A 22,876-nucleotide genomic window follows, 5' to 3' on the forward strand; every position below is an offset into this window, starting at 1 on the left:
CTGTCGGTGGGGTCAGATCCCGGCGCCGACCAGGTCGTCGGCGTGGTCGGCGATGCCGGCCAACATCGCTCCGGTGGCGCCGCCGGCGATGCCGAACATGGCCACCTCGCCGCGCAGGTGCGCCTCGCCGCCGTCGCGGAACGCGTCCGCGCCGCGCAGGCGCACAGCCTCGGCGGCGACCTGGTCCACCGCCTCGGCGGCGGCGACCTTGAGCACCATGCCGTCGACCGTGGACACCACGGCGTCCGTCGAGGCCAGCGGCGGCGCGCACAGCGCGTCGAGCTGGCGGACGGCCACCAGGCAGCGGGCGTACCGTTCCCGGATCGCCGGGCGGTCCCAGAGCGTGCCCTCGGCGGCCGGTCGCCGCCGCAGCCACTCGCGCAGGCCGGCCAGCAGCCGGTGGCACATCGCCCGCGCCCACAACGCCCCGGCCAACCGCTCGACGCCGACCTGCCGGGCGAAGCCGGCCAGCGCCCGGCCGGGCCGGCCCACCACGGCGTCCGGGTCGAGCGCGACGCCGTCGAGGCGCAGGTGTCCCACGCCGGCGCCGGCGAACGCCCGGCCGGCGGAGGAGACCGTCACGCCCGGCGCGGAGGCCGGCGTGAGCACCCAGCAGAAGCTGGTGAAGTGCCGGGCCTCGCGGTGCCGGGCCAGCACCAGCGCCGCGTCGCCCGTCGTCGCGTTGGTGATCCAGGTCTTCGCGCCGTCCAGGGTGGCCGTGCCCTCGCCCAGCTTCACCCGGGTGGTGGCGTCGAGCAGGTCCGAGCCGGACCCGGCCGCGTCGGTCACGGCCAGCGCCACCACCGTCTCGCCGCGCAGCATGCCGCGCCGCGCGTGCTCCGCCGGCCCGCCCGCGCCGGCCAGCAGCGGCAGCACGGTGGCGACCTGCACGCAGACCGACAGCGTCACGCCCAGCGGGCAGTGCGCGTCCAGCTCGGTGAGCAGCGCGGCGAGCCGGCCCGGGTCCGGCTGGACGCCGTGCGGGTAGAGGGCGGCGGTGACGCCGCCGGCGCCCAGCGCCCGCCACACGGCGCGGGCGTCGGCCGGGTCCACGCCGGCCAGGACCGCGCGCACCTCGGCGCGGTCCCCGCCCGGCGCGGCGCGGTGCTCTCCGGGCGCGGCATCGTCCCCGGCCGGCGCGGTGACCTCCCCGCCCGGCGCGTGGCGCGTCGACTCAGGCAAGACGCACCCCCGGGTCGCGCAGCGACAGCGCCCCGTTCGCCAGGCGCAGCCGGTCGTTGGCGTAGTTCAGCGACGCCGAGCGCAGGTCCCGGAAGGTGCGCTCCAGCGCCAGCGGCGAGTCGGTCAGGTAGCCGTGGCGCAGTCCGGTCAGCTCGACCAGCTCGTGCGCGGCGGCGAACGACTCCTCCGCCGCCCGGATCTTCAGCGTGTTCAGCAGCAGCTGCACCGGCGACGCCGACATGTCCGGCGCGTCGTCGACCACCGCGACGGTGTGCCGCAGCAGCGCGTGCGCCGCGTCCAGCCGGGTCCGGATGCCCGCCAGCCGCAGCAGCACCAGCTCCGACGACGGGGCGAACTGTCGCCGTCCCGCCTCGCTGCGCGCGTGCCGCAGCACCCGCGCGTACGCCCCGGCCGCCGCGCCGAGCCAGGCGGCCGCCCAGCCGACGTGCGCCAGCGGCGCGAAGACCGTGGTGGCGATCTCCCGGAACGCGCCGTGCTCGCCGACGACCTGCCACTGCGGCACCGCGCCGCGCAGCCGCATCGGCACGCTGTGGGTGGCCCGCATACCCAGCGGGCGCCACCCGCCGGTCACCTCGACCTCCAACTGGTCGCGGTCGGCGTAGACCAGGTCCACCCGCGCCGCCGATCCGGCGTCCGGCGCCCGGGTGGTGATGAGGAACGCGTCCGCGTACGGGCCTCCGGTGACGATCGGCGCGGCCCGGTCGATGCCGAGCATCTCGCCGTCGTGCGTCAGCGCCGACTCGGCGGTCAGCAGGTGCCCGCCCTTGCCGGCCTCGGTGGTGACCGAGCCGAGGTAGCGCTCGCCCCGGGCCACCGCCGGCAGCACCTCGGCGCGCAGCTTCTCCCCGCCGTACGCGGTGATCGCGGCGACCTGCTGGCAGTGCATGGCGAAGACCATCGCCACCGACATGTCCACCCGGCCCAGTGCCAGCGTGACGTCGACCAGGTCGGTCAGCGTGCCGCCGGCGCCACCATCGTCGGCCGGGACGAGCAGCCCCAGCAGCCCGGTGCGCCGCATCGCGGCCAGCGCCTCGGTCGGGAAGGTGGCGGTCTCGTCCGCCTCCCGCGCGTGCGTCGCCGCCACCTCGGCCACGGTCTCGACGGCCGGGGCGTACCCGGCGCCGGCGGTCATCGGGACCCACCGCCGACCGGTGTGCGCAGGTCCTCGACCACGCTCCACAGCCCGCCGGCGGTGGCGAAGGTGGAGTCGACCAGCTTGTCGTCGGGCACCGCCACCCCGAACGTCTCCTCGATGGCGAAGAGCAGCTCGATCTCACGCATCGAGTCCAGGCCGAGGTCGCGCAGGCGCGACTCCTCGGTGATCTCGTCGGCGCCGGCGAACTTGAGGAACGGTCGGAGCAGCTCGGTGAATTCGGCGTTCATGACGTCACCTCTCATCTCGTGGTTCTTCGTCGGCCTCCGGCACGTCGGCCGGGAGCCGGGTCAGCGTCAACCGGGACGTCTCGACGACCCGGTCGCCGTCGCAGATCACCTCGACCGGGGCCGGGTGGCCGAGGAAGGCCAGCAGGCTGGCCGACAGCCCGTACGCGCCGACGTTCGGCACGGCCAGCACGTCCCCGGGGCGCACGTCGGGCAGGTTCGCGGCGCGGGCCCAGGTGTCCAGCGGCGTGCACAGCGGCCCGGCCACGATGGCGGCGCTCAGCGGCTCGCCGTCGCGGGCGTCGGCCGGGTGCAGGGCGGGCACCAGCGGCGGCAGCCGGCGCAGGCCGGACATCCCGCCCAGGTGGTTGATGCCGGACTCCAGCACCACCACCGGCGTGCCCTGCGACCGCTTCACGTCGAGCACCCGGGTCAGCAGCGTGCCGGCGGTGGCGGTGAGGAAGCGTCCCGACTCGAACGCCACTGTCGGCCCGTCGTCGCGCCACCCGGGGAACAGGCCGTCCAGCGCCGCGCCGACGCGCTCGGCGAGCCCGGACAGGTCCGCGTTGCCGCCGGGGCGGGCGAACGGCGCGCCGAAGCCGCCGCCCAGGTCGAGCACGCTCAGTTCGATCCCGAGCAGGTCGCGCAGCCGGCGGGCGGTGGTCGCGGCGGCGGTGAACTGCGCGACCAGCGCGTCCACCGAGTCGACGTTGCTGCCGGTGTAGAGGTGGAACCCGCACATCCGCGCCGCCGGGCGGGACGCGAACCGTTCCGGTTCGCTCTCGATCCAGTCGACGTCCGCGCCGAACTGCGACGCGACACCGGTCATGGTCAGCCCCTGGCCCGGGTTCGGCACCCGGTCGTTGACCCGCAGCAGGCACCTCACCTCGACGCCGTGCGCGGCGGCGATCCGGTCGGCCTGGTCGAGGGCGACCGGCGAGTCGACGGAGAACCAGCGGACCCCGGCGCGGATCGCGCCGGCCACCTCGGCGTCGCGTTTGCCCGGCCCGGTGTAGAGCATCCGGCCGCCCGGCACCCCGGCCCGCAGCGCCGCGGTCAGCTCGCCGGGGGAGCAGATCTCGGCGTCGCAGCCGGCCTCGTGCAGCGCGGCCACCACGGCCGGGTGCGGGTTGGCCTTGAGCGAGTAGTAGAGCCGGCTCGGGGACGGCAGCGCCGCGCGCAGCGTGGCGTGGTTGGCGCGTACCCCGGCCAGGTCGTAGCGGTAGGCGGGCGTGTCGAAGGGCAGGTCAGCCACGGCGCTCACCCGCCAGCCGGGCCAGCGCCCGCCGGTCCACCTTGCCGTTGCCGGTCAGCGGGAGGTCGGGCAGCACGACGCAGCGCGCCGGCACCTTCATCTCCTCCAGTTGGCCGCGCAGCCGACGCAGGACGTCGCCCGGTGTCAGCGCGGCCACCACGAACAGCGTCGCGCCGTCGTGGCCGTCGACCGGCGGCAGCACGCCCGCGGCGTCCACGCCGTCCACCCGGTACGCGGCGGCCTCCACCTCGGTGGCGCTGACCCGGGTGCCCTTCTCCTTGTAGACGTCGTCGCGGCGGCCGGCGAAGTGGACGTAGCCGTCGGTGTCGACCAGGCCGTGGTCGCCGGTGTGCAGTTGCGGGAAGAGACCGTGCACGCGCCGGAACCGCTCGGCGGTCAGCTCGGGGCGCCGCCAGTAGCCGGCCATCACGTGCGGGCCGCGGACCACCAGCTCGCCGGTGACCCCGGCCGGCTGCCGCCGGCCGTCGGCGTCCACGGTGAAGATCTCGGTGCCGGGCAGCGCCCGGCCGCAGGCGCCGGGCCGGCGCAGGTCCTCGTCCGGCGGCATGATCGCCGCGCGCTTGCACTCGGTGAGGCCGAACATCAACTGGACGGTCAGGCCGGGCAGCAGCCGGCGCAGGTCGGCCAGCACCTCCGGCGGCATCGCCGCCCCGGTGTTGGTGACCAGACGCAGCGGCGGGCGCGGCGCGCCGGGCCGGCCCAGCAGCCGCACCAGGTTGATGGCGAGCGACGGCACGCAGGGCAGCACTGTCGCGCCGGACTCGACCAGGCCGACCAGCAGCCGGCCGCCGGTCTCGGCGCTGTCGCCCAGGCGCAGCCGAGCGCCGGCCACCGTGCTGAGGAAGATCTGGTAGAGGCCGTAGTCGAACGAGGTCGGCAGCACGTCGTGCACCACGTCGTCGGGCCGGTAGCGCAGCTCCGACTGGATCGCCCGGACCGCGAACGTGACCTGGGCGTGCGTGGAGACCACCGCCTTCGGCATGCCGGTGCTGCCGGAGGTGTAGATCAGGCAGACCGGGTCGACCGCCAGCGGCCGGTCGCCGGCCGGCGCATCGCCGTCGCCGGTCGCCGCCGCGCGGGCCAGGTCGGCCGCGCCGCGAACCGGGAGGTGCCGGGCGCGGGCCAGCTCGCCGAGCGCGGCGTCGTCGGTGAGGACCACTGCCGGTTCCGCGTCGTCCAGCACGTGCGCCAGCGCCACGTCCGGGGCCGGTGTCCGGACCACCACGAAGACCGCGCCGGCGCGGGCGACCGCGTACAGCAGCGCCGGCAGCGCCGCGTCGGCGGGGAGCGCGACGAGCACCCGGTCGCCGCGCCGGACACCCTCGGCGCCCAGCCGGCGGGCGAGGCGCACGCTGGCGTCCCGGACCTCACGGTACGTGCGGCAGGTGGTCCCGTCGTCGACGGCGGGTGCGTCGGGGCGCGCGCCGGCGGTGGCGTCCAGCAGGTCGGACAGCAGTTCGGTACTCATCGGACACCTCCGGCGGCGGCGCCGAACATGGCACACAGCGAGCCGACGTCGCGCAGGTCGGCCGCGGAGAGCGCGGTCGCCGGCACCTCGACGCCGAGCCGCCGCTCCACCCGGTCGATCACGTCGACCAGCCGGAACGAGTCGAAGCCCGGTAGTTCCCGCAGCACGTCGGTGGTGTGCAGCGCGGAGCCGTCCAGGTGCAGGGTGTCGCCGAGCGCGCCGAGCACGGCCGCCCGTACGCCGTCCCCGCCGGCCGGCGCGGCGTCGGCGTCCTGCGGGCCGGTGGGCGCGGCGATCGACTCCAGCGCGTCCAGGTGCTCGGCGATCAGCGTGCCGAGCGCGTCCGCCAACTCCGGCGTGGCCGGGCGTCCCGCCTGGGCCCGCCGCAACGCCACGTAGCTGCGTGCGGAGAGCGCCTGCCAGCGGGGGCCCTGCCCGGCCAGCGCGGCGGCGGCGTCCGGCCGGGCGGTGGCGAGCCACTGCTCGTGCAGGTCGCGGGCGCGTCCGAGCAGCCAGACGTCGAGCACGAAGCGGTGCAGGCCGGCCACCGTGCCCAGCGCGGCGCCGATGCGGGCCAGGTAGTCGGCGATCTCCGGGCGGGACCGTTGGGCCCGCTCGGCGTTGCCGGCGAGCATGGCCGGCACGTCGATCGCCGGCGCCGGGTGTGCCGCCACGGCCAGCGTGTGCGCGCCACCGGCCAGCGCCGCGTCGAAGTCGGCGGTGGGCAGCCGCCACACGCCGGGCCGCGCGGCGCCCCAGGCGGTGTCGTTGTGGTAGCCGTCGACCACTGTCACCTCGCCGCCGGCGGCGTCGGTGACCAGGAAGCTGTGCCGCATGCGCTCGTGCCCGTGGTAGGGACACCAGGGCAGGTCGTAGGCGTCGGCGGTGACGTAGAGCGGCTGGCCCGGGCCGCACAGCCGGCGGACCTGCGGGCCGTCGAGCTGCATCCAGCGGCCCTCGACCCGCAGGCCGAGCAGGTCGACCGCCTCGGCGGCCCGGTCGTCCGAGGTGGCCTCGACGGTGACCAGGCCGTCCCGTTCCCGGGTGCGGAACCCGTAGCGGGCGCCGAGGGCGAGGTGGCTGCCGGACCCGTGGGCGTGGTCGGCGAGCAGGGCGAAGCTCGTCTGGAGGCAGTCCAGCGCGGTCGCGCGCAGACCGGTCAGGATCGGCGTCCACACCGGGTCCGTGGTCGGCGGGTCGGGTGCGTTCCGGGCGTGTGACATGGTGGGCTCCTCGAAGCGGATACACGGGGGCGGGGCCGCCGGCGCGGAACGTGCCGCGCCGGCGGCCGGGGCGACGCTCAGTCGGCGCAGCGGCCGTCCAGCCCGCCGGCCCAGGTGGAGAGCACCTGCGCCTGCTCGGCCAGCGCGTGCTCGTCGGAGCCGATCGGGTCCTTGAAGAAGAACCCCAGCTCCTCGATCGCGCCCACGTGCCCGGCCCGGTGCGCCGCGGCGGTCAGCCGGGCCAGGTCGAGCACCAGCGGGGCGGCCAGCGTCGAGTCGACACCGCTCCAGGTCAGCTGCATCGACATCCGTACGCCGAGGAAACCCTCGAACGAGACGTGGTCCCAGGCGGTCTTGTGGTCGCCGAGGTCCGGCACGTTGTCGATGTGCAGCGGGGCGGTGACGTCCTCGCCGAGCAGCGCGGGCAGCACACCGGACTTGGAGCTGAGCTTGCTCCGGGCGTTGCGCGGGTCCTCCAGCGTGGCGCCGTCGCCGCCGCCAAGCAGGTTGACCCCGGCCCAGGAGAGCACGTGCAGGGCGCGGCAGGTGAACATCGGCGCCAGCGCGGTGCGCAGCAGCGTCTCGCCGGTCTTGCCGTCCGAGCCGGCGAACGGCACCCGCTCGCGCTGCGCCATCATCTCCAGCGCGGGCAGCCGCGCGCCGGTCGACGGGGTGAAGTCGACGAAGCCGCACCCGGCGCGGAACGCCGCGTACGCGACCACCGAGCTGGCCGGCAGCACCTTGTCGTCCGGGTCGGCCAGGCTGCGGGTGAGCGCGTCCAGGTCGTCGTACTCGGGGCGGTGGTCGACCGGCGGCTCGGTCGAGGACACGTTGATCACGACCACCCGGGACAGCCCGTGGCGGTCGCGGAACTCCTCGATGTCACCGGCGAGCCGGTCGATCACATCGGCCAGCGATCCGGTCTCGGTCCGCGCGTCGTAGCCGGTGCGCAGGTCGCGCTCGACCGCGGGCAGGCTGCCCCGCACGGCGGCGAGCACCGGCGCGGGGATCACCCCGGAGTCGACGAGCGACTCGGCCTTCTTCTCCAGCGGCGTGTCGACGATGTCGTGGCCGCCGACGACCATGTCCGTCCAGTCGGCCAGCGGCGCGTCGCGCAGCATGCCGGTGTCGGTGACGCAGCCGGTCGAGTCGGCCATGCCGGCGCGCAACGCCAGCAGTCCGGTGATCGCGGTGGTGGCGACCGAGCCGCGGGCGCCGTTGAGCCACACGCCGACGGGTCCGTCGGCCTCGGGGGTCGGGTTGTGCGAGGTCTCACGCTGGGTGACGGTCACGGGATGGTCCCTTCTGGTGGGTGCGCCGACGGTGGCGCCGATCAGCGGGCGAGCACCTTGGCGACGGCGGCAGCGACGTCGTGCATGTCCTGCTCGGTGCCGAGGAAGGTGCTGTGGTGGGTCTGGACGGTGTGCGCGGCCAGCCATTCGGTCTTCGGGTAGGCGCGGTCGGCGTGGATGGCGGCGAAGCGCTCGGCCAGCGGCGCGAGCAGTGGCTTGGTCCACGGCTGGAGCAGTCGGCTGCGGTGCAGCGGCTCGTCGGTGCAGTAGAACCGCTTGCCCAGCTCGGCGGTGAGCGCGGCGGCCACGGCGGCGTTGTCCATGCCGGCGGGCAGCTCGTCGAGGACGATCGTGCCCTCGTAGATCGAGATGCGGGTCTGTCCCGGTGCCGGTTGCAGCAGCCGGACGCCGTCGACGCCGGCCAGCAGCTCGGTGAGCAGCCGGTAGTTCTGGTTGCGCACGTCGTGCTGGGCATCCAGGGTGGACAGTTGCGCGCACGCCACCGCGGCGGAGAACTCGCCCAGGCAGAAGTTGGCGCCCTGCACGCCGGCGCTCTCCTCCAGGTCCAGCTCGCCCGGCGGCGTCCGGTCGTCCCGGTAGCGGCGCGAGTCGGCCCGCAGCTCCTGGAGGATCGGTGCGAGTGCGTCGTCGTCGGTGACCACGGCCCCGCCCTCCCCGCAGGTGAGGACCTTGCCGTGCTGGAAGCTGAAGCAGCCGAGCCGGCCGAACGAGCCGGCCTGGCGGCCCTGCCAGGTGGCGCCGTGCGCCTGGGCGCAGTCCTCCACGATCGAGATGCCGCGCGGGCCGGTGACGGCGTCGAGCGCCGGCACGTCGGCCATGTTCGAGGCCCAGTGCACGGCCACCACGGCCCGCGGGTCCACCGACAGGTCGAGGTCGTCGGGCCCGACGCAGCCGGTGTCGCGGTCCACGTCGACGAGGACCGGCACCAGGCCGGCGCGCAGCGCGGCGGTGGCGGAGGCGGTCCAGGTCAGCGCCGGCACGAGCACGGTCTCGCCGTAGCCGAGGCCGAGCGACTCGAGCGCCACCACCAGGGCGCTGGACCCGTGGTCGACGGGTACGCAGTGTCGGGTGCCGACGTAGCGGGCGAAGTCGGCGGCGAAGCGGCGTTCGAACAGCTCGCCGTCGCCGACGGCGGGGCTGCTGATCGCCCACCGCCCGCCGTGCAGCACGGCGGAGAGGTTGCGGGCGGCGTCCGGTGCGGGGATCGGCCAGCGCGGCCACGGGCGGTCCGGTGGACGGACCGGCCGGCCGCCGTCGACGGCGAGCCGCCGGTCGAGCGGAGTGGAGGTCGTCATGTCACCGACCTTGATGGCCGTCGATACATCGGCGATACATGCCGGATACCTCCGCAAGAGGTTTCCGTGTATCAATCCTGTATCGATGTGGCCGACGCTTCGGACATGAGCCGATCCGCATCGCCCGTGGGCGAACCGACCGAACCCCGCGCCGTCACGCGCGGCGTCTCCGTCGTCATCCCGGTCAAGGACCGGGTGCCGGAGATGCGCCGCCAGCTCCGCAGCCTGCGCGACGCCGCACCGAACTGTCCCGAGCCGGTGGAGGTGGTGGTGGTCGACGACTCGGCGCCCGCCGCGGCCGCCGCGCACCGCGCCGCCTGCGCCGAGTTCGGTGCCCGCTACGTGCGCGGGCCCCGGCACGTCGGCGCCAAGCGGAACCTGGGCGTCCGGCACGCCCGCCACGACCTGCTGCTCTTCACCGACTCCGACTGCCGGGTGCCGGCCGACCTGATCACCCGGTACGCGGCCCGGCTGCGCGCCAGCGGCCAGGAGGTCGCCGGCGTCACCGGCCCGGTGCTCGTGGAGCCCGGCGACGGCGCCTTCTTCCGCGTGATGAGCCGCTCCTACCTGCTGCTCGGCGACCTGACCCGGCCGCTGCACCACGAGCGGGTCTCCTGGGGTGCCGGGGCGAACACCGCGCTGAAACGCGCCGCGTTCGACGCGGTCGGCGGGTTCCCCGAGGACTCGCCGATGCCGATCGGCGGGGAGGACCTGCACCTCGGGCTGCTCCTGACCGACGCCGGCTACGTGCTGCTCGCCGAGCCGGACGGGGTGGTCACCCACGACACCGGCGTCGCCGACACGTTCCGCGCGGCGGCCTACCGGTTCACCACGTACGGCCGCTCCGAGCAGTGGCTCTGCCTGGCCCATCCGCACCGGCGCCGGTTCGTGCTGAACACCGCCAGCACGCTCGCCGTCACCGCGCTGGCCGGGCTGCTCACCGCCCGGCGCAGCGGCGGGCGCAGTCTGCTCGCGGTGCCGGCCGTCGCGGCGGCGGTGATCGCCGCGAAGACACCCGGCCGGCTCGGCGGCGACCGCGGCCCCCGGGCGGTGGCCGAGTCGGTGGCCTGCGTGGCCGTCGAGACGCTCTTTGACGGCGCCGCGTTCGTCACCGCGCTCCGGCTGCGCCGGCCCGACCTGCTCTTCACCGGCTTCCGCGCGCCGGACGAGGCCGACTACCAACTCCTCGACCCGACGCCGGCGCAGCCGGTGGCGGCCTGAGGAGGCGGACGTGTCGACGACGCTGCCGCTGGCGCCCAGCCAGCAGATGATGTGGGAGTTCATGACCGCGCTCGACCCGGCCCACCCCGGCGACGCCCGGCTCGTGGTGGTGGAGTTCCGCCGGTTACGCGGCACGCTGCGCGTCGACGCGCTGCGGCAGGCCATGCAGGACGTGGTGGACCGGCACGACGCGCTCCGGATGCGGTTCGACCGGATCGGCGCCGACCCGGCCGTCACCATCCTGCCGCACGTCGAGTCGCCGCTGGAGTACGTCGACCTGACCGGGCTCCCGCCCGCCGAGCAGCGGGCCCGCGTCGAGCAGATCGCGTACGAGCACCGCAACGTGGCGTTCGACCCGGGGCGGGCGCCGCTGTGGCGGGCCGCGCTGGTCCGGCTCTCCGCGACCGAGCACGTGCTCGCGCTCTGCTTCTTCCACATGGTGTCCGACGGCTGGTCCTGCCGGGTGTTCGTGGAGGACCTGTGCCACGCGTACGCGGCCCGGCTCGGCGCGGTCGACCCGCAGCCGCCGCTCGGGGTGGACTTCGCCGGGCTCGCCGCGCTCCAGGAGGCGGAACTGGCCGGGGGCGGGATCGACGCCGCCACCCGGGCCGGCTGGTGGGCCGACCGGCTGCGGCCGGTCGAGCCGTACCAGCTCTTCCCGGCGCCCTCGCCCGCGCCGGACGTCGCGCTCAGCGCCGAGGTGGCCACCCGGTTCGCGTTCCCGCCGGAGATCACCGCGTGGCTGCGCCCGGCCGCCCGGGCGGAGCGGACCAGCCCGTACGTGCTGCTGCTCGCCGCCTACCTGGTGCTGCTGTCGCTGCGGGCCGGACGGCGGCGGATGGTGCTCGGCACCACCACGCTGGGCCGGGAGAGCCCACTGTCCCGGCAGCTCATCGGGCAGTTCACCAACAACGTCTACCTGCCGGCGACGGTCGACCCGCACGCGCCGATGCGTGCGGTGGTCGCCGCCGCGCACGCCGCGCTGGCCGGGGCGATCGACCACGCCGCCCCGTTCCACCGGGTGGCCCGCGCGGTCCGGCCGGACTTCCCCCGGATGCGCCCGTGGCCGGACAACCACCTCTTCGACGCCTGGTTCCAGTCCGCCGCGTCCGCCTCGCCGGTGCTGAGCGGCCCGGGGCTGCGGGTCGAGCCGATCGACGTGACCGCCCGGGCCGCACCCGGCACCCCGCCGCCGGTGCGCGCCGCCGACGTGCCGCCGGACTGCCTGCCGGTCTGGGTGAAGCGGGGCTCGCCGATCGTCGTGGTCGACGACGACCGGGCCGGCGGCGTGGTCATCCGCAACCGGGGCGTCTTCGGCGACGATCTCGTCCAGGGCCTGATCGACGACTACGTGGCGGTGGTCTCGGCGCTCGTCACCGACCCCGGCCTGCCCCCGGCGCGGCTGCGCCTGCCTGACGGCGCGTGCTTCCTCGACCACACCACGGGGTAGGACACTGACCGGCACCGATCCGAGAGAGGGACGACGATCATGACGGACACCTCGACGCACCAGGACGCGACGGAGTCGCCCGCGCCGCCCCCGTCGGCCGTCCGGGCCCGCTGGTCGGTGGTGCTGCTCTTCGTCATCATGGGCCTGGCCATCGGCGGCTGGTCCGCCCGCGTGCCGGAGGTCCGCGACGCGGTCGGTGTCGGCAACACCGGCTGGGGCCTGGCCAACATCGCCACCAACGCGGGGGAGCTGGTCTCCCTGGTCGTGGTCGCGGTGCTGATCAGCCGGATCAACACCCGCCGGCTGGCGCTGGCCGGGGCCGCGCTGATCCTGGTCAACGCGCCGCTGCTGGCCGCCTCGACCACGGTGGTGGCGCTCGTCGCCGGCCTCGCGGTCTGGGGCTTCGCCGCCAACCTGCTGGCCACCCCGATGAACGCCCAGTCGGTGGAGGTGCAGAAGCGCTACGGGCGACCGATCCTGTCCACCTTCCACGCCGGTTTCAGCATCGGCATGCTCGCCGGCGGGCTCTGCGGCACCGGCGCCGCCGCGGTCGGGCTCTCCCCGTCCGCGCAGATGGCGGTCACCAGCGTGCTGCTCGGCGCGCTGCTCATCGGCACCCAGCGGTGGCTACCGGACACGCCCCGGCAGGAGACGAAGAACGGCGAGGCCCGGCGCGGTCTGCGTGAGCGGTTCACCCCGCAACTGCTGCTGCTCGCGGTGATCGCGTTCCTCGCCTCGTTCGTCGAGATGGCCGGCGCACAGTGGAGTGCGCTCTACGCCACCGAGGTGGCCGGCGCCGCGGCGGTGCTCGCCGCCGCCACGTACACCTGTCTCTCGCTGGCCGCCACAGTGGCCCGGCTGTTCGGCGACCGGCTGGCCGGCCGGATCGGCCGGATCCGCTTCGTCCGGGCGTCCGCGCTGGTCGCCGCGGTCGGCGTGGCGCTGCCGGTGGCGTACCCCCATCCGGTCGCGGTGATGGCCGGCTTCGCGCTGCTCGGCTTCGGCCTGGCCTGCGTGACCCCGACGGTGCTCGGCTTCGCCGGCGAGCAGCCCGGCCTGACCTCCGGCGAGGGCGTCTCGGTGGTGGCGATGGGCCAGTGGCCCGGCGCGCTGCTCGCGGCGCCGGTGATCGGCCTGCTCGCCGGCGCGCTGAACCTGCGGACCGCGTTCCTGGTCGTGGCCGTGCTGGCGCTGGCCATCGTGGCGCTGATGGGCCCGGTGCGGGCCCGCGCGCTGCCGGGCGAGGGCGCGGCGACCTGACCGCCCGCGCCCCGGCCGCGTGCGCGACGGCCGGGGCGCCGACGACGGTCAGAAGTCGTCGTCGAAGGTGACCCGGCCGGTCACGCCGACCTGGTAGGCCGACACCCGCCGCTCGAAGAAGTTGGACAGCTCCTGCACGTCCTGCAACTCCATGAACGCGAACGGGTTGCCGCTGCCGTACATCGGCGCCATGCCCAGCGCGGCCAGCCGGCGGTCGGCCACGTGTTGCAGGTAGACCCGCATGTCGGCCGAGGACATCCCGGAGACGCCCTGCTCCAGCAGGTCCTCGGCGAACTGCGCCTCGCACTCCACCGCCTCGGCCAGCATCTCCCGCACCTGCCGTTCCATGCCGGCGTCGAACAGCTCCGGCTCCTCGGCGCGCACGGTGTCCACCACGTCGAAGGCGAACGCCATGTGCATCGACTCGTCGCGGAACACCCAGTTGGTGCCGGACGCCAGCCCGTTGAGCAGCCCCCGGGAGCGCAGGAAGTAGACGTAGGCGAACGCGCCGTAGAAGAACAGCCCCTCGATGCAGGCGGCGAAGCAGATCAGGTTGAGCAGGAACGCCCGTCGGTCGTCGCGGGTGCGCAGCTCCCGTAGCGCGAAGACCGAGTCGATCCAGCGGAAGCAGAACTCGGCCTTGCGGGCGATCGACGGGATGTTCTCCACCGCCGCGAACGCGGCGAACCGTTCGGCCTCGTCGGGCACGTAGGTGTCCAGCAGGTTCAGGTAGAACTGGACGTGCACCGCCTCCTCGAACAGCTGCCGGGACAGATAGAGCCGCCCCTCCGGGGAGTTGACGTGCTGATAGAGGTTGAGCACCAGGTTGTTGGCGACGATGGTGTCGCCGGTGGCGAAGAACGCCACCAGGCGGGACACCAGGTGCCGTTCGGCGGGGGAGAGCCGGCCCAGGTCGGCCAGGTCGGCGTGCAGGTCCACCTCCTCCACGGTCCAGGTGTTCCTGATCGCGTCCTTGTACCTGTCGAAGAAGTGCGGGTAGCGCATCGGGCGCAGGGTGAGGTTCATCCCCGGGTCGAGCAGCATCGGTCGGTTCTCGGCGGTCGTGGTCACTGGCAGGCCTCGCAGCTCTCGGGGTTCTCCAGGGAGCAGGCCGTGGCCGCGTCGACGACCGGGGCGAGCACCGGCGTGACGGTGGCCTGCTGGATCCGGGTGGCGGGTCGGGACCGCAGGTAGTAGGTGGTCTTCAGGCCGGACTTCCAGGCGTAGCGGTACATCGAGGAGAGCTTGCCGATGGTCGGCGCGCTCAGGAACAGGTTCAGCGACTGCGACTGGTCGACGTAGGGCGCGCGGGCGGCGGCCAGGTCGATCAGTGCCCGCTGCGGCAACTCCCACGCGGTGCGGAACAGCTCCCGCACGTCGGCGGGCAGCTCGTCGAGGCCCTGCACCGAGCCCTCCGCGCGCCGGATCCGGTCGCGGACCTGCGGCGTCCACATGCCGCGGGCCTTCAGCTCCCGCACCAGGTACGTGTTGACCTGGAGGAACTCGCCGGACATGGTCTCGCGCTTGAACAGGTTGGACACCTGCGGCTCGATGCACTCGTAGCAGCCGGCGATCGAGGCGATGGTGGCGGTCGGCGCGATCGCCACCAGGAGCGAGTTGCGCAGCCCGTGCGCGGCGATCCGGGCTCGCAGCGCGGCCCACCGGTCGCGCTGCGCGGGCTCCGCGCCCCACAGGTCCGGGTGCAGGTCACCCTTCGCGGCCCGGGTCTGCGGGTACGCCGGATGCCTGCCGAACCGTTCGGCCAGCCCGGCGGACGTCTCCAGCGCGGTCAGCAGGATCTCCTCCTGCACCCGGGTGGACAGCTCCCGGGCCGCCGCCGAGTCGAACGGCAGGCGCAGCGTGAAGAACGCGTCCTGCAGGCCCATCAGCCCGAGCCCGACCGGCCGCCAGCGCGGGTTCGACGCCGCCGCCTGCGCGGCCGGGTAGTAGTTGATGTCGATCACCCGGTCCAGGAAGACCACGGCGGTGCGCACCGTGGCCCGCAGCGTCTCCCAGTCGACCCCGTCGGCGGTGACGTGCGCGCCGAGGTTGACCGAGCCGAGGTTGCAGACCGCCGTCTCGGCGTCGTCGTTGACCTCCAGGATCTCGGTGCACAGGTTGGACAGGTGGATGACGTTGCCCGGCTCGCCGGTCTGGTTGGACAGCCGGTTCGCGGCGTCCTTGAACGTCATCCAGCCGTTGCCGGTCTGCGCGAGCGTGCGCATCATCCGCCCGTACAGGTCCCGGGCCCGCACGGTGCGCACGGCGTTCTTCTCGGCCGCCCGGTACGCGGCGTCGAACGCCTCGCCGTACAGGTCGGGCAGTTCCGGCGCGTCCGACGGGTCGATCAGCGACCAGTCCTCGTCGGCTTCGACCCGGCGCATGAACTCGTCCGGGATCCAGTTGGCCAGGTTCAGGTTGTGGGTACGCCGGGACTCCTCGCCGGTGTTGTCCCGCAGTTCCAGGAACTCCTCCACGTCCGGGTGCCACGGCTCCAGGTAGACGCAGGCCGCGCCCTTGCGCCGGCCGCCCTGGTTGACCGCCGCGACCCCGGCGTCGAGCGTCTTGAGGAACGGCACGATGCCGTTCGACCGGCCGTTCGTGCCCCGGATCAGCGCGCCCCGGCCCCGCACCCGCGACCAGGAGATGCCGATGCCGCCGGAGAACTTCGACAGCTTCGCGACCTGGTGGTAGCGCTCGTAGATCGAGTCCAGCTCGTCGCGCGGCGAGTCCACCAGGAAGCACGACGACATCTGGGTGTGCCGGGTGCCGGAGTTGAACAGCGTCGGCGAGCTGGGCAGGTAGGCCAGCCGGGACATCAGCCGGTAGAAGTCGACCGCCTCGGCCGGCGTGTGCGACAGCCCGCAGGCCACCCGCAGCAGCCAGTACTGCGGCGTCTCCACCACCAGCCGCGACTCCGGATGCCGCAGCAGGTAGCGGTCCGCCACCGTACGCAGTCCGAAGTACTCGAACCGCAGGTCGCCGTCCGGGTCCACGGCGTCGTCGAGCGCGTCGGCGTGGCGGGCCACGAACGCGGCGGTGCCGTCGCCGACCAGCCCGAGCCCGTGCGCGTACCCGATGGACTCGCTGAAGCGCGTCACCTGCTGCCCCCGCACCTCCTCGGCCACGTACGCGGCCAGCAGGCGGGCGGCCAGCTTCGAGTACTGCGGCTCCTCGCCGATCAGCTCCGCCGCCGTCTGGATCGACAACCGGTCCAGCTCCGACGTGGTCGCCCCGTCGTAGAGCCCACTGATCGTCTTCGTGGCGACCCGCAGCGGGTCCACCTCGTCCAGGTCGGCGACCCACCGTTCCACCGCCCGGACGATCCGGTTGACGTCGACCGGCTCGGTGTCGCCGTCCCGCTTGCGGACCCGCATCGCCAGCCGGCGCTGCTCCGGGGAGTGCTCCCGTAGGACCGTCATGACCTCTCCTCGCTGTCACTCCGATGGCCTCGGACGGCGGGAGAACGCCAACGGGCACGGCACGCACGGCCGGCCCGGCTGCTGGCGTCGGTCGTCCCGCGCGACCGTCGACCGCCGTGCGCGGCAGCGCACGGCGCGCTGGCAGGTCTTCGGACTCGCGGGCGTCGTACTCGTTCCTACTGGCCGTCGCTTCCCAGGCCGGTGGCCCAGTGCTGATGACGGCGGTCGTTCCCACTCACCGCTGCGGGGCAGTCCCGGACTTCCACCGGGTTCCCTCTTGCCTCGTCCGCGCCCGTGGGACGCGGCCGAACCAGCTGCGGGGAACACCATATATGGCGGTGGTGGTGCGCGGGCAACACCAGATGTCGGGTCCGCGTGTCGGCTACGTCTCAGCCCAGGAATGGCGCTGCGGAGAGGCGACGACGATACTCGGCGGCATGGCGAATCGGGGACGCCGCTGGGCGTGGGTCGTGGTCCTGTTGGTCGGTGTCGGCCTGTTCCTGCTGGTGCTGGAGACACTGATCGGCACCCGGAACATCACCTTCGTACCCGCGCTGATCGTGCTCGGCGCCGCCGTCGCCCCGGCCACGTTCCTGACCTTCGCCGAGGGGCGGTCGGGCCGGTGGCGGGTGCCGGGCGCGGTCGTCGGCCTGGCCGCGTTCCTCGGCGGCGTCATCGGCGTGGTCGCCGCCGGCTGGCTGGAGTTCGACACGCTGCGCCGGCTCGGCGTACTGCCGATGGTGTTCGTCGGCCTGATCGAGGAGACCGCGAAGCTGATCGTGCCGGTCGGCATCCTGCTGCTGTGGCGGCGGCACCGGACGCCGGGCGAGGGGCTGGTGATCGGGGTGGCCTCCGGCGCCGGCTTCGCCGCGCTGGAGACGATGGGTTACGCGTTCACCACGCTGGTCGGGTCGCAGGGCAACCTCGGTGCGGTGGAGCAGACGCTGCTGATCCGTGGCCTGACCGCGCCCGCCGCGCACCTGTCCTGGACGGGCCTGACCGCCGGCGCGTTGTTCGCGTTCGCCGCCGCGCCCGGTGGCCGCCGGCTGGGCGCGTTCCTGCTGACCTTCGCCGCCGCCGTCGCGCTGCACACCTGCTGGGACACGGTCGGCACGCCGGCCGCGTACCTCTTCATCGGCGCGGTGTCGCTCGGCTGGCTCCTGCTGCGCCTGCACCTCGACCGCGAGCCGAAGGAGGGGCCCCCGGTTAACGCTTACGGTATAGGAGGGGGCCCCGCTTAACCCCGGACACCGCACCGGCTCAGGGCAGGAACGACACCTCGGGGAAGGCGCGACTCGGGCCACGCGGCAGGTGGCCCCGGTATGGAGGCAGGCGATTGCTCGCGCCGGCCCCGCGGCCACCGCCTACCAGGTGACCGGCAGGCCCTCCGGGCCGAGGATCGCGTGCCCCGCCTTCCACCCGACCTCCGCCGGCGGGACCGCGAGGCGCAGCCCGGGCAGCTCCCGCAGCAGCAGGCCGAGCGCGGTGCGGACCTCCAGCGCGCCCAGGTGCGCCCCGATGCAGTAGTGCGGGCCGTGCCCGAACGACAGGTGCGGCGTGGGCGCCCGGTCGAAGTCCATCCGCTCCGGGTCTCCGAACACGTCCGGGTCGCGGTTCGCCGCGTCGTGCGACGGGACGACGATGTCACCCTCGGCGAGCCGGGCGCCGCTGGGCAGCGTCACGTCCGCCATCACCCGCCGCGGCATCTCGTCGCCGTTGGACGTGGAGTGCAGCCGTTCCAGCTCGGCGACCGCCGCGTCCAGCCGGTCGGGGTGCGCGACCAGGTGGGCCCAAGCCGTCCCGCCCGGCCCGTACGGCTCGGTCTGGAGCACGTGGACGAACGTGGCGATCGAACTGGCCGTGGTCTCCCACCCGCCCACCACCAGTGAGATCGGCAGCTTGATCTGGACGTCCGCCGGCTGGTCCGCGGCGGCGGTCGCGATCCGGCCGAGCAGGTCCACGTCGGGCCGCCCGCGTCGCTGCTCCAACTGACCCCACAGGTAGCCGCCCATCTCCTCGGCCGACCGGGCGGCGTCCTCGCGGCTCAGGTCGCCGGCGCCGAGGAACATGTCGCCCCACCGGCGGAACCGCATCCGGTCCTCGGTGGGCAGGCCGAGCAGGTCGCAGATCACGTCCAGCGCGAACGGGACCGCGAAGTCGCGAACCAGGTCCGCCGGGGCGCCGGCGTCCACCATCGACGCCAACCTCGCCTCGGCCGCCGCCCGTACGGCGTCGCGCAGTTCGTCGACCGCCGGCCGGGTGAACGCGTCCTTCACCGTGCCCCGCACCCGGGCGTGCTCGTCGCCGTCCATGCCGAGCATGGTGCCCGCCACGTCGACCTCGTCGGCGTGCGCGGCGGCCGCCCGGGAGAAGACGTCCTGCCGGCGCAGCACCTCCCGCACGTCGGCGTACCGGCAGACCAGCAACGCGGGGACCGCCTCCCCGTTCACCTGCCGCACGATCGGCACCACGCCGGAGCCGGCGGCGAACCGGGCGTAGTCCGGGTGCTTGCGCGGGCCGGGCGGCCGGTTGACGCCGTCCGCGTCCTGGTAGAAGGGGTGGGGCCGGCGGGCGTCGGTGTCCGTCATCCGTCCACAGTGCCAGCTCCGGGCCGGCGGTGGGGCCCCGACGTGGGGCCCCACCGCGCGGCCGGTCAGCCGCCGGCCGGGGCGGGCGAGACCGGGGCGGCCGGACGCCGACGCCGCCGGAACAGCCCGACCGCGGCGTCGACCACCAGGAAGCCGAGCAGCGGGACGCCGAACCAGGGCAGTGCCCACCCGAGCGCCGCCACCACCGGCACCCCGATCAGCAGCGCCCACCAGCGCATCCCGCGTACCGCCCCGCGGGCCGGCGGCCCGCCCAGCGGGGCCCGGCGGTCGGCGCGGGTGGGGCGGCGCTGCCACCACATCCGGTATCCCCAGACGACGACGCAGAGCAGGCCGAGTGCGAGCGCGGCGAGCAGGATCTGGTTGACCGGCCCGAGGAGCCGGCCCATGTGGGCCTGGATGCCGAGCTTGCTCAGCTTCGCCAGCACCGGCCAGTCGGCGAAGTCGCTGCGGGCGGTCACGGTGCCGGCGACCGGGTCGACGGCGACCCGGTCGTACCCGACCGGCCACCGGTCGTCGGTCTGCGCGACCGTCCACGCGGCGCCGTCCTCGGCCGCGGGGGTGATCGCTACCGGTCCGGACAGGCCGGCGGCGCGGGCGCTGCCCAGCACCCGGTCGTAGGTCGCCGGGTCCGCCGCCGGGGCGACGGGCGAGCCGCCGTGGTGCCCGCTCCCGGCGGCGGGCGGCGGCCCGGCGAGCGCGGTGGAGATCTCCGGCGTGCCGGCGCGCAGCGCGTCCAGGCCGGCGGAGAAGTTCGCCCCCGCGTAGCGGGACCAGGTCAGGCCGGTGGCGGAGAGGAACAGCAGGCCGACGGCGAGCCAGACGCCGGTGGTGGCGTGCCAGCCCCGGGTGCGCCGCACGCCCCGGCCGGCGGACAGGTCGGGCACGAGCAGGTGCCGGGCGCGGGCCCGGCCGGCGGCGCGCCGGCGCCACCACAGCACCACCCCGCCCAGCACCAGCACCCACAGCCAGCTCGCCGCGATCTCCGAGTAGTGCCGGCCGACGTCGCCCAGGTGCAGGTTGCGGTGCAGGTCGTCCAGCCAGGTGGTGGCCGGCGTCGAGCCGAACCAGGTGGTCAACCGGCCGGTGACCTGCGCGGTGTACGGGTCGACGTAGACGGTGTGCTGCCGGTCGCCGAGGTCGTCCCGGGCGAACACCACCCGGGTGGTCCGGTCGCCGTCGCCGGGCTGCACCCCGGTGAGCGTGCCGTCGGGGTGCGCGGCGCGGGCGGCGGCGATCTGCTCGGCGAGCGGCCGGGCCTGTTCGCCGACGGTCGAGACGGTGAGTGTGTCGCCGTAGAGCGCGTCGTCGAGCTGGGGGGTGAGCGTGTAGGCCAGGCCGGTGAGCGCGGCGACCAGCAGAAACGGCGCGACCAGGATGCCGGCGTAGAAGTGCAGGCGGGTCAGCAGCGCGGTCAGCGGCGTCGATCGACGCGCCGGCCGGGCCGGGTCGGGCGGCGCGGTGGGGGAGTCCGGCGCGCGGTCGCCGGGCAGTTCGGTCACGGACATCAGGGCAACTCCGATCGGGAAAGAGGAATGGGGGATGGCCGGCCCGCTGCCCGTCGAGCCGTGCCGTGGTGCGCGGTTGCCGCCTCCCGGGTGAATGGTCGGGCCGGACCGCGCGGAAGTTCCCGCCGATGTGCCGATCAGTTCCGGTCGCGCGCCGTGGCGGCGAGGAACGCGTTGTAGCGGGCCAGGTCGTCGTCCTCGCCGGTGGCCGCGGCCCGGTCCGCGGCCCGGTCGAGGCGGCGTTGCTCGCGCTGGTCGGCCCGGATCCACTGCCGCACCAGCAGGACCATGACGACGGCGGCGGGGATCTCACCGAACGCCCAGGCGATGCCGGCGCCGAGCTTCTGGTCGTCGAGCGGCGACGCCGCCCAGTCGGGATGGACGCCGAGGTACCAGTCGGGGGCGATGACGGTGGTGGTCTGCATCAGCGCGAGACCGAAGAAGCCGTGCGCCATCATCGAGGCCAGGTGGATGAGCACCAGGATCGGGTGGGGGAGCCGGGGCCGGCCCGGGTCGATGCCGATGAGCACCCAGAACAGCAGGTACCCGGAGAGCACGAAGTGCCCCAGCATGGCCAGGTGCCCGAGGTGGGAGCGCATCAGCGTGCCGAGCAGCTCGCTGAAGTAGAGGCCGAACAGGCCGGCGGTGTAGATGCCGAGCGCCACCAGCGGATGGGTGAGCAGCCGGGTGACCCGGCTGTGCAGGACGCGGAGCAGCCACTCCCGCGCGCCGCGCACCCCCGGCTCGGCCGGGCGGCGCAGCGCCCGCAGCGCGAGCGTGACCGGGGCGCCGCCGACCAGCAGGATCGGCACCACCATGGACAGCACCATGTGCTGGGCCATGTGCGCGCTGAACAGCACGTAGGCGTACCGGGCGAAGCCGAGGCCGGTGGCGGCGGCCAGCACCAGCAGACCGCCGATCCAACTCGCGGTGCGGGCCACCGGCCAGTGGTGCCCGCCCCGGCGCAGCCGGCGCACCCCGGCCAGGTAGCCGCCGATGCCGACCAGGGTCACGGTCAGGAAGAACAGATCGGGCAGCGGCTGGCCGAGCAGGTGCGCCGCGGTGGGCGCGGCCGGCATGCCGAAGCCGAGCACCTCGGTCGCCGGGTCGGCGTCGGCGGTGCCGGCGACCGGCGTCGGGCTGCGGGACAGCGCCACGGCCAGTCCGACCGTGGCGGCGAAGACCACCAGCTCGCCGGCGGCCAGCCGGGCGAACGCGCCGCGTCGCCCGGCCGCGAGGCCCGGCAGCGTACGCCCGCGGTGCGCGGCGCCGAGCAGGCCGAGCAGCACGAGCGCGGCCAGCTTGCCGAGCACCAGCCCGCCGTAGCCGGACCGCCAGAGCTGGTCGAGCGCGCCGAGTCGGACCGCCGCGTTGGCCAGGCCGCTGACCGCGACCGTCACGAAGCAGGCCAGTGCGAGCCGGCTGTAGCGCGCGGCGGCCCCGGGCAGGTGCCGGCTGCGGCGGATGGTCAGCAGCGCGGCCAGGCCGCCGGCCCACAGCGCGGCGGCGAGCACGTGCAGGGCGAGGCTGGACACCGCGATCTGGTGGTTGCCGGCCCCGGCGGCGTGCCCGGTCAACGCCGGCGGCAGCAGGCCGACCAGTGCCAGCCCGGCCGCGACCGCGGCCGTACCACGGGACACGCCGACCCGGGCCGCCACCGCGACGACCGCCGCGAGCCCGGCCTGCACCAGCAACGACTGCCCCTGCGAGATGTCGACACCGAAACTGACCACGCTCGCCGCACCGAGCCGGTCGAGCGGCACACCGAGCAGGTCGGAGGCGGTCAGCACCAGCAGCACCAGCGCCGCCACGGCCCAGCCGGCCGCCGCCAGGCCGGCGCGGCGCAGCAGCAGCCAGCCGTGCGCGGACACGCTCGCCCCGTCGCCGGGCAGCAGGAACGCGGCGGTCACCGCGAACCCGACGGCGAGCGTGGCCAGCCCGTCGGCGAGCAGCCGGACCGGTGGCAGCGCCCACGAGGTGACCGGGCCGGGATCGGGCAGGCCGGGGATCGCGGCGGCGAGCGCGCCGCCGGCCCGCAGCGCGAGCAGCAGTACGGCCACCGCCGCGCCGACCGCCACCAGCCCGACGAGCCAGCCGGCCGGTCCCGTCGCGCCCACGGCACCCGGTCCGGCCGTCGGCCCTCCGGTGGCGGTCGACCGGCCGCTCCCCGGCAGACCCGCCGTCGATCCGGCGGCGTCCGTCTCCGCCGCGTCGGGCCGTTTCGTGGTGGACGGTCCGGCCGGATCGGGCC

The 22,876-nt window shown here is 75.0% G+C and carries 17 protein-coding genes and 1 riboswitch; of the genes, 4 read left to right on the plus strand and 13 right to left on the minus strand.

What is annotated here, in order from left to right; all coding sequences use genetic code 11:
* Positions 1–12: 12 nt before the first annotated feature.
* The 8 genes from GA0070213_RS00810 to GA0070213_RS00845 all read right to left on the minus strand — a co-directional run bounded on the left by GA0070213_RS00810 (position 13) and on the right by GA0070213_RS00845 (position 9,158).
* Positions 13–1,182, minus strand: a complete 1,170-nt coding sequence (locus GA0070213_RS00810) for an acyl-CoA dehydrogenase family protein (RefSeq protein ID WP_245716197.1) — start codon at positions 1,180–1,182, stop codon at positions 13–15.
* Positions 1,175–2,335, minus strand: coding sequence for an acyl-CoA dehydrogenase family protein (locus GA0070213_RS00815; RefSeq protein WP_091055563.1), 1,161 nt, complete (start codon positions 2,333–2,335; stop codon positions 1,175–1,177). The genes GA0070213_RS00810 and GA0070213_RS00815 overlap by 8 nt, the downstream gene beginning before the upstream one ends.
* Positions 2,332–2,586 carry a phosphopantetheine-binding protein gene (locus GA0070213_RS00820; protein ID WP_091055565.1) on the minus strand — a complete coding sequence of 85 codons (255 nt, stop codon included), beginning with the start codon at positions 2,584–2,586 and terminating at the stop codon, positions 2,332–2,334. Before GA0070213_RS00820 ends, GA0070213_RS00815 begins: the two co-directional genes overlap by 4 nt.
* Positions 2,587–2,590: 4 nt before the next feature.
* Complete coding sequence (locus GA0070213_RS00825; protein ID WP_091056597.1) at positions 2,591–3,838, minus strand: type III PLP-dependent enzyme domain-containing protein; 1,248 nt, start codon at positions 3,836–3,838, stop codon at positions 2,591–2,593.
* Complete coding sequence (locus GA0070213_RS00830; RefSeq protein WP_091055567.1) at positions 3,831–5,327, minus strand: class I adenylate-forming enzyme family protein; 1,497 nt, start codon at positions 5,325–5,327, stop codon at positions 3,831–3,833. Before GA0070213_RS00830 ends, GA0070213_RS00825 begins: the two co-directional genes overlap by 8 nt.
* Positions 5,324–6,550, minus strand: a complete 1,227-nt coding sequence (locus GA0070213_RS00835; protein ID WP_091055569.1) for an acyl carrier protein — start codon at positions 6,548–6,550, stop codon at positions 5,324–5,326. The genes GA0070213_RS00830 and GA0070213_RS00835 overlap by 4 nt, the downstream gene beginning before the upstream one ends.
* A gap of 77 nt (positions 6,551–6,627) precedes the next feature.
* A complete protein-coding gene (locus tag GA0070213_RS00840) occupies positions 6,628–7,842 on the minus strand; it encodes an inositol-3-phosphate synthase (RefSeq protein ID WP_091055572.1) in 1,215 nt (404 codons plus the stop codon).
* A gap of 41 nt (positions 7,843–7,883) precedes the next feature.
* Positions 7,884–9,158, minus strand: coding sequence for a DegT/DnrJ/EryC1/StrS family aminotransferase (locus GA0070213_RS00845; protein WP_091055575.1), 1,275 nt, complete (start codon positions 9,156–9,158; stop codon positions 7,884–7,886).
* A 105-nt stretch (positions 9,159–9,263) separates the two neighbouring features.
* On the opposite strand from GA0070213_RS00845, the gene GA0070213_RS00850 reads away from it, so the two are divergent.
* The 3 genes from GA0070213_RS00850 to GA0070213_RS00860 are packed head-to-tail and all read left to right on the plus strand — an operon-like array spanning position 9,264 to position 13,089.
* Positions 9,264–10,379: a glycosyltransferase gene (locus GA0070213_RS00850; protein WP_245716198.1), complete on the plus strand. Its 1,116-nt coding sequence runs from the start codon at positions 9,264–9,266 to the stop codon at positions 10,377–10,379.
* 10 nt (positions 10,380–10,389) lie between these two features.
* Positions 10,390–11,829 carry a condensation domain-containing protein gene (locus GA0070213_RS00855; RefSeq protein ID WP_091055578.1) on the plus strand — a complete coding sequence of 480 codons (1,440 nt, stop codon included), beginning with the start codon at positions 10,390–10,392 and terminating at the stop codon, positions 11,827–11,829.
* Between the two features lie 39 nt (positions 11,830–11,868).
* Positions 11,869–13,089 (plus strand): MFS transporter, encoded by a 1,221-nt coding sequence (locus GA0070213_RS00860; RefSeq protein WP_091055580.1) that lies wholly within the window; start codon positions 11,869–11,871, stop codon positions 13,087–13,089.
* A 48-nt stretch (positions 13,090–13,137) separates the two neighbouring features.
* On the opposite strand, the gene GA0070213_RS00865 is transcribed toward GA0070213_RS00860, so the two are convergent.
* On the minus strand, positions 13,138–14,133 hold the full coding sequence (locus GA0070213_RS00865; RefSeq protein ID WP_091056599.1) for a ribonucleotide-diphosphate reductase subunit beta: 996 nt from the start codon (positions 14,131–14,133) through the stop codon (positions 13,138–13,140).
* A gap of 23 nt (positions 14,134–14,156) precedes the next feature.
* Positions 14,157–16,511: a ribonucleoside-diphosphate reductase subunit alpha gene (locus GA0070213_RS00870; protein ID WP_091055583.1), complete on the minus strand. Its 2,355-nt coding sequence runs from the start codon at positions 16,509–16,511 to the stop codon at positions 14,157–14,159.
* A 123-nt stretch (positions 16,512–16,634) separates the two neighbouring features.
* A riboswitch (cobalamin riboswitch) is annotated at positions 16,635–16,841 on the minus strand.
* A 107-nt stretch (positions 16,842–16,948) separates the two neighbouring features.
* Here GA0070213_RS00870 and GA0070213_RS00875 point away from each other — a divergent pair.
* Entirely contained in the window at positions 16,949–17,752 is an 804-nt protein-coding gene (locus GA0070213_RS00875; protein WP_091055586.1) for a PrsW family intramembrane metalloprotease, read from the plus strand.
* A gap of 123 nt (positions 17,753–17,875) precedes the next feature.
* Here the strand turns inward: GA0070213_RS00875 and GA0070213_RS00880 are convergent, their stop codons facing one another.
* From GA0070213_RS00880 to GA0070213_RS00890, 3 genes are all read right to left on the minus strand, one after another.
* Positions 17,876–19,099: a cytochrome P450 gene (locus tag GA0070213_RS00880; RefSeq protein WP_091055589.1), complete on the minus strand. Its 1,224-nt coding sequence runs from the start codon at positions 19,097–19,099 to the stop codon at positions 17,876–17,878.
* 65 nt (positions 19,100–19,164) lie between these two features.
* The gene (locus GA0070213_RS00885) at positions 19,165–20,625 is read right to left on the minus strand and encodes a PepSY-associated TM helix domain-containing protein (protein WP_091055591.1); all 1,461 of its coding nucleotides are present in this window, start codon (positions 20,623–20,625) and stop codon (positions 19,165–19,167) included.
* Positions 20,626–20,762: 137 nt separating this feature from the next.
* Entirely contained in the window at positions 20,763–22,742 is a 1,980-nt protein-coding gene (locus GA0070213_RS00890) for a bifunctional copper resistance protein CopD/cytochrome c oxidase assembly protein (protein WP_091055594.1), read from the minus strand.
* Positions 22,743–22,876: the final 134 nt, after the last annotated feature.

Source organism: Micromonospora humi (genome assembly GCF_900090105.1).
Lineage (GTDB): Bacteria > Actinomycetota > Actinomycetes > Mycobacteriales > Micromonosporaceae > Micromonospora > Micromonospora humi.

Bases quoted from the DNA above. Each gene is read 5' to 3' on its own strand.
- GA0070213_RS00815 (WP_091055563.1), bottom strand. From the start codon at position 2,335: ATGACCGCCGGCGCCGGGTACGCCCCGGCCGTCGAGACCGTGGCCGAG.
- GA0070213_RS00820 (WP_091055565.1), bottom strand. From the start codon at position 2,586: ATGAACGCCGAATTCACCGAGCTGCTCCGACCGTTCCTCAAGTTCGCC.
- GA0070213_RS00830 (WP_091055567.1), bottom strand. From the start codon at position 5,327: ATGAGTACCGAACTGCTGTCCGACCTGCTGGACGCCACCGCCGGCGCG.
- GA0070213_RS00835 (WP_091055569.1), bottom strand. From the start codon at position 6,550: ATGTCACACGCCCGGAACGCACCCGACCCGCCGACCACGGACCCGGTG.
- GA0070213_RS00845 (WP_091055575.1), bottom strand. From the start codon at position 9,158: ATGACGACCTCCACTCCGCTCGACCGGCGGCTCGCCGTCGACGGCGGC.
- GA0070213_RS00850 (WP_245716198.1), top strand. From the start codon at position 9,264: ATGAGCCGATCCGCATCGCCCGTGGGCGAACCGACCGAACCCCGCGCC.
- GA0070213_RS00860 (WP_091055580.1), top strand. From the start codon at position 11,869: ATGACGGACACCTCGACGCACCAGGACGCGACGGAGTCGCCCGCGCCG.
- GA0070213_RS00865 (WP_091056599.1), bottom strand. From the start codon at position 14,133: ATGCTGCTCGACCCGGGGATGAACCTCACCCTGCGCCCGATGCGCTAC.
- GA0070213_RS00870 (WP_091055583.1), bottom strand. From the start codon at position 16,511: ATGACGGTCCTACGGGAGCACTCCCCGGAGCAGCGCCGGCTGGCGATG.
- GA0070213_RS00875 (WP_091055586.1), top strand. From the start codon at position 16,949: ATGGCGAATCGGGGACGCCGCTGGGCGTGGGTCGTGGTCCTGTTGGTC.
- GA0070213_RS00880 (WP_091055589.1), bottom strand. From the start codon at position 19,099: ATGACGGACACCGACGCCCGCCGGCCCCACCCCTTCTACCAGGACGCG.
- GA0070213_RS00885 (WP_091055591.1), bottom strand. From the start codon at position 20,625: ATGTCCGTGACCGAACTGCCCGGCGACCGCGCGCCGGACTCCCCCACC.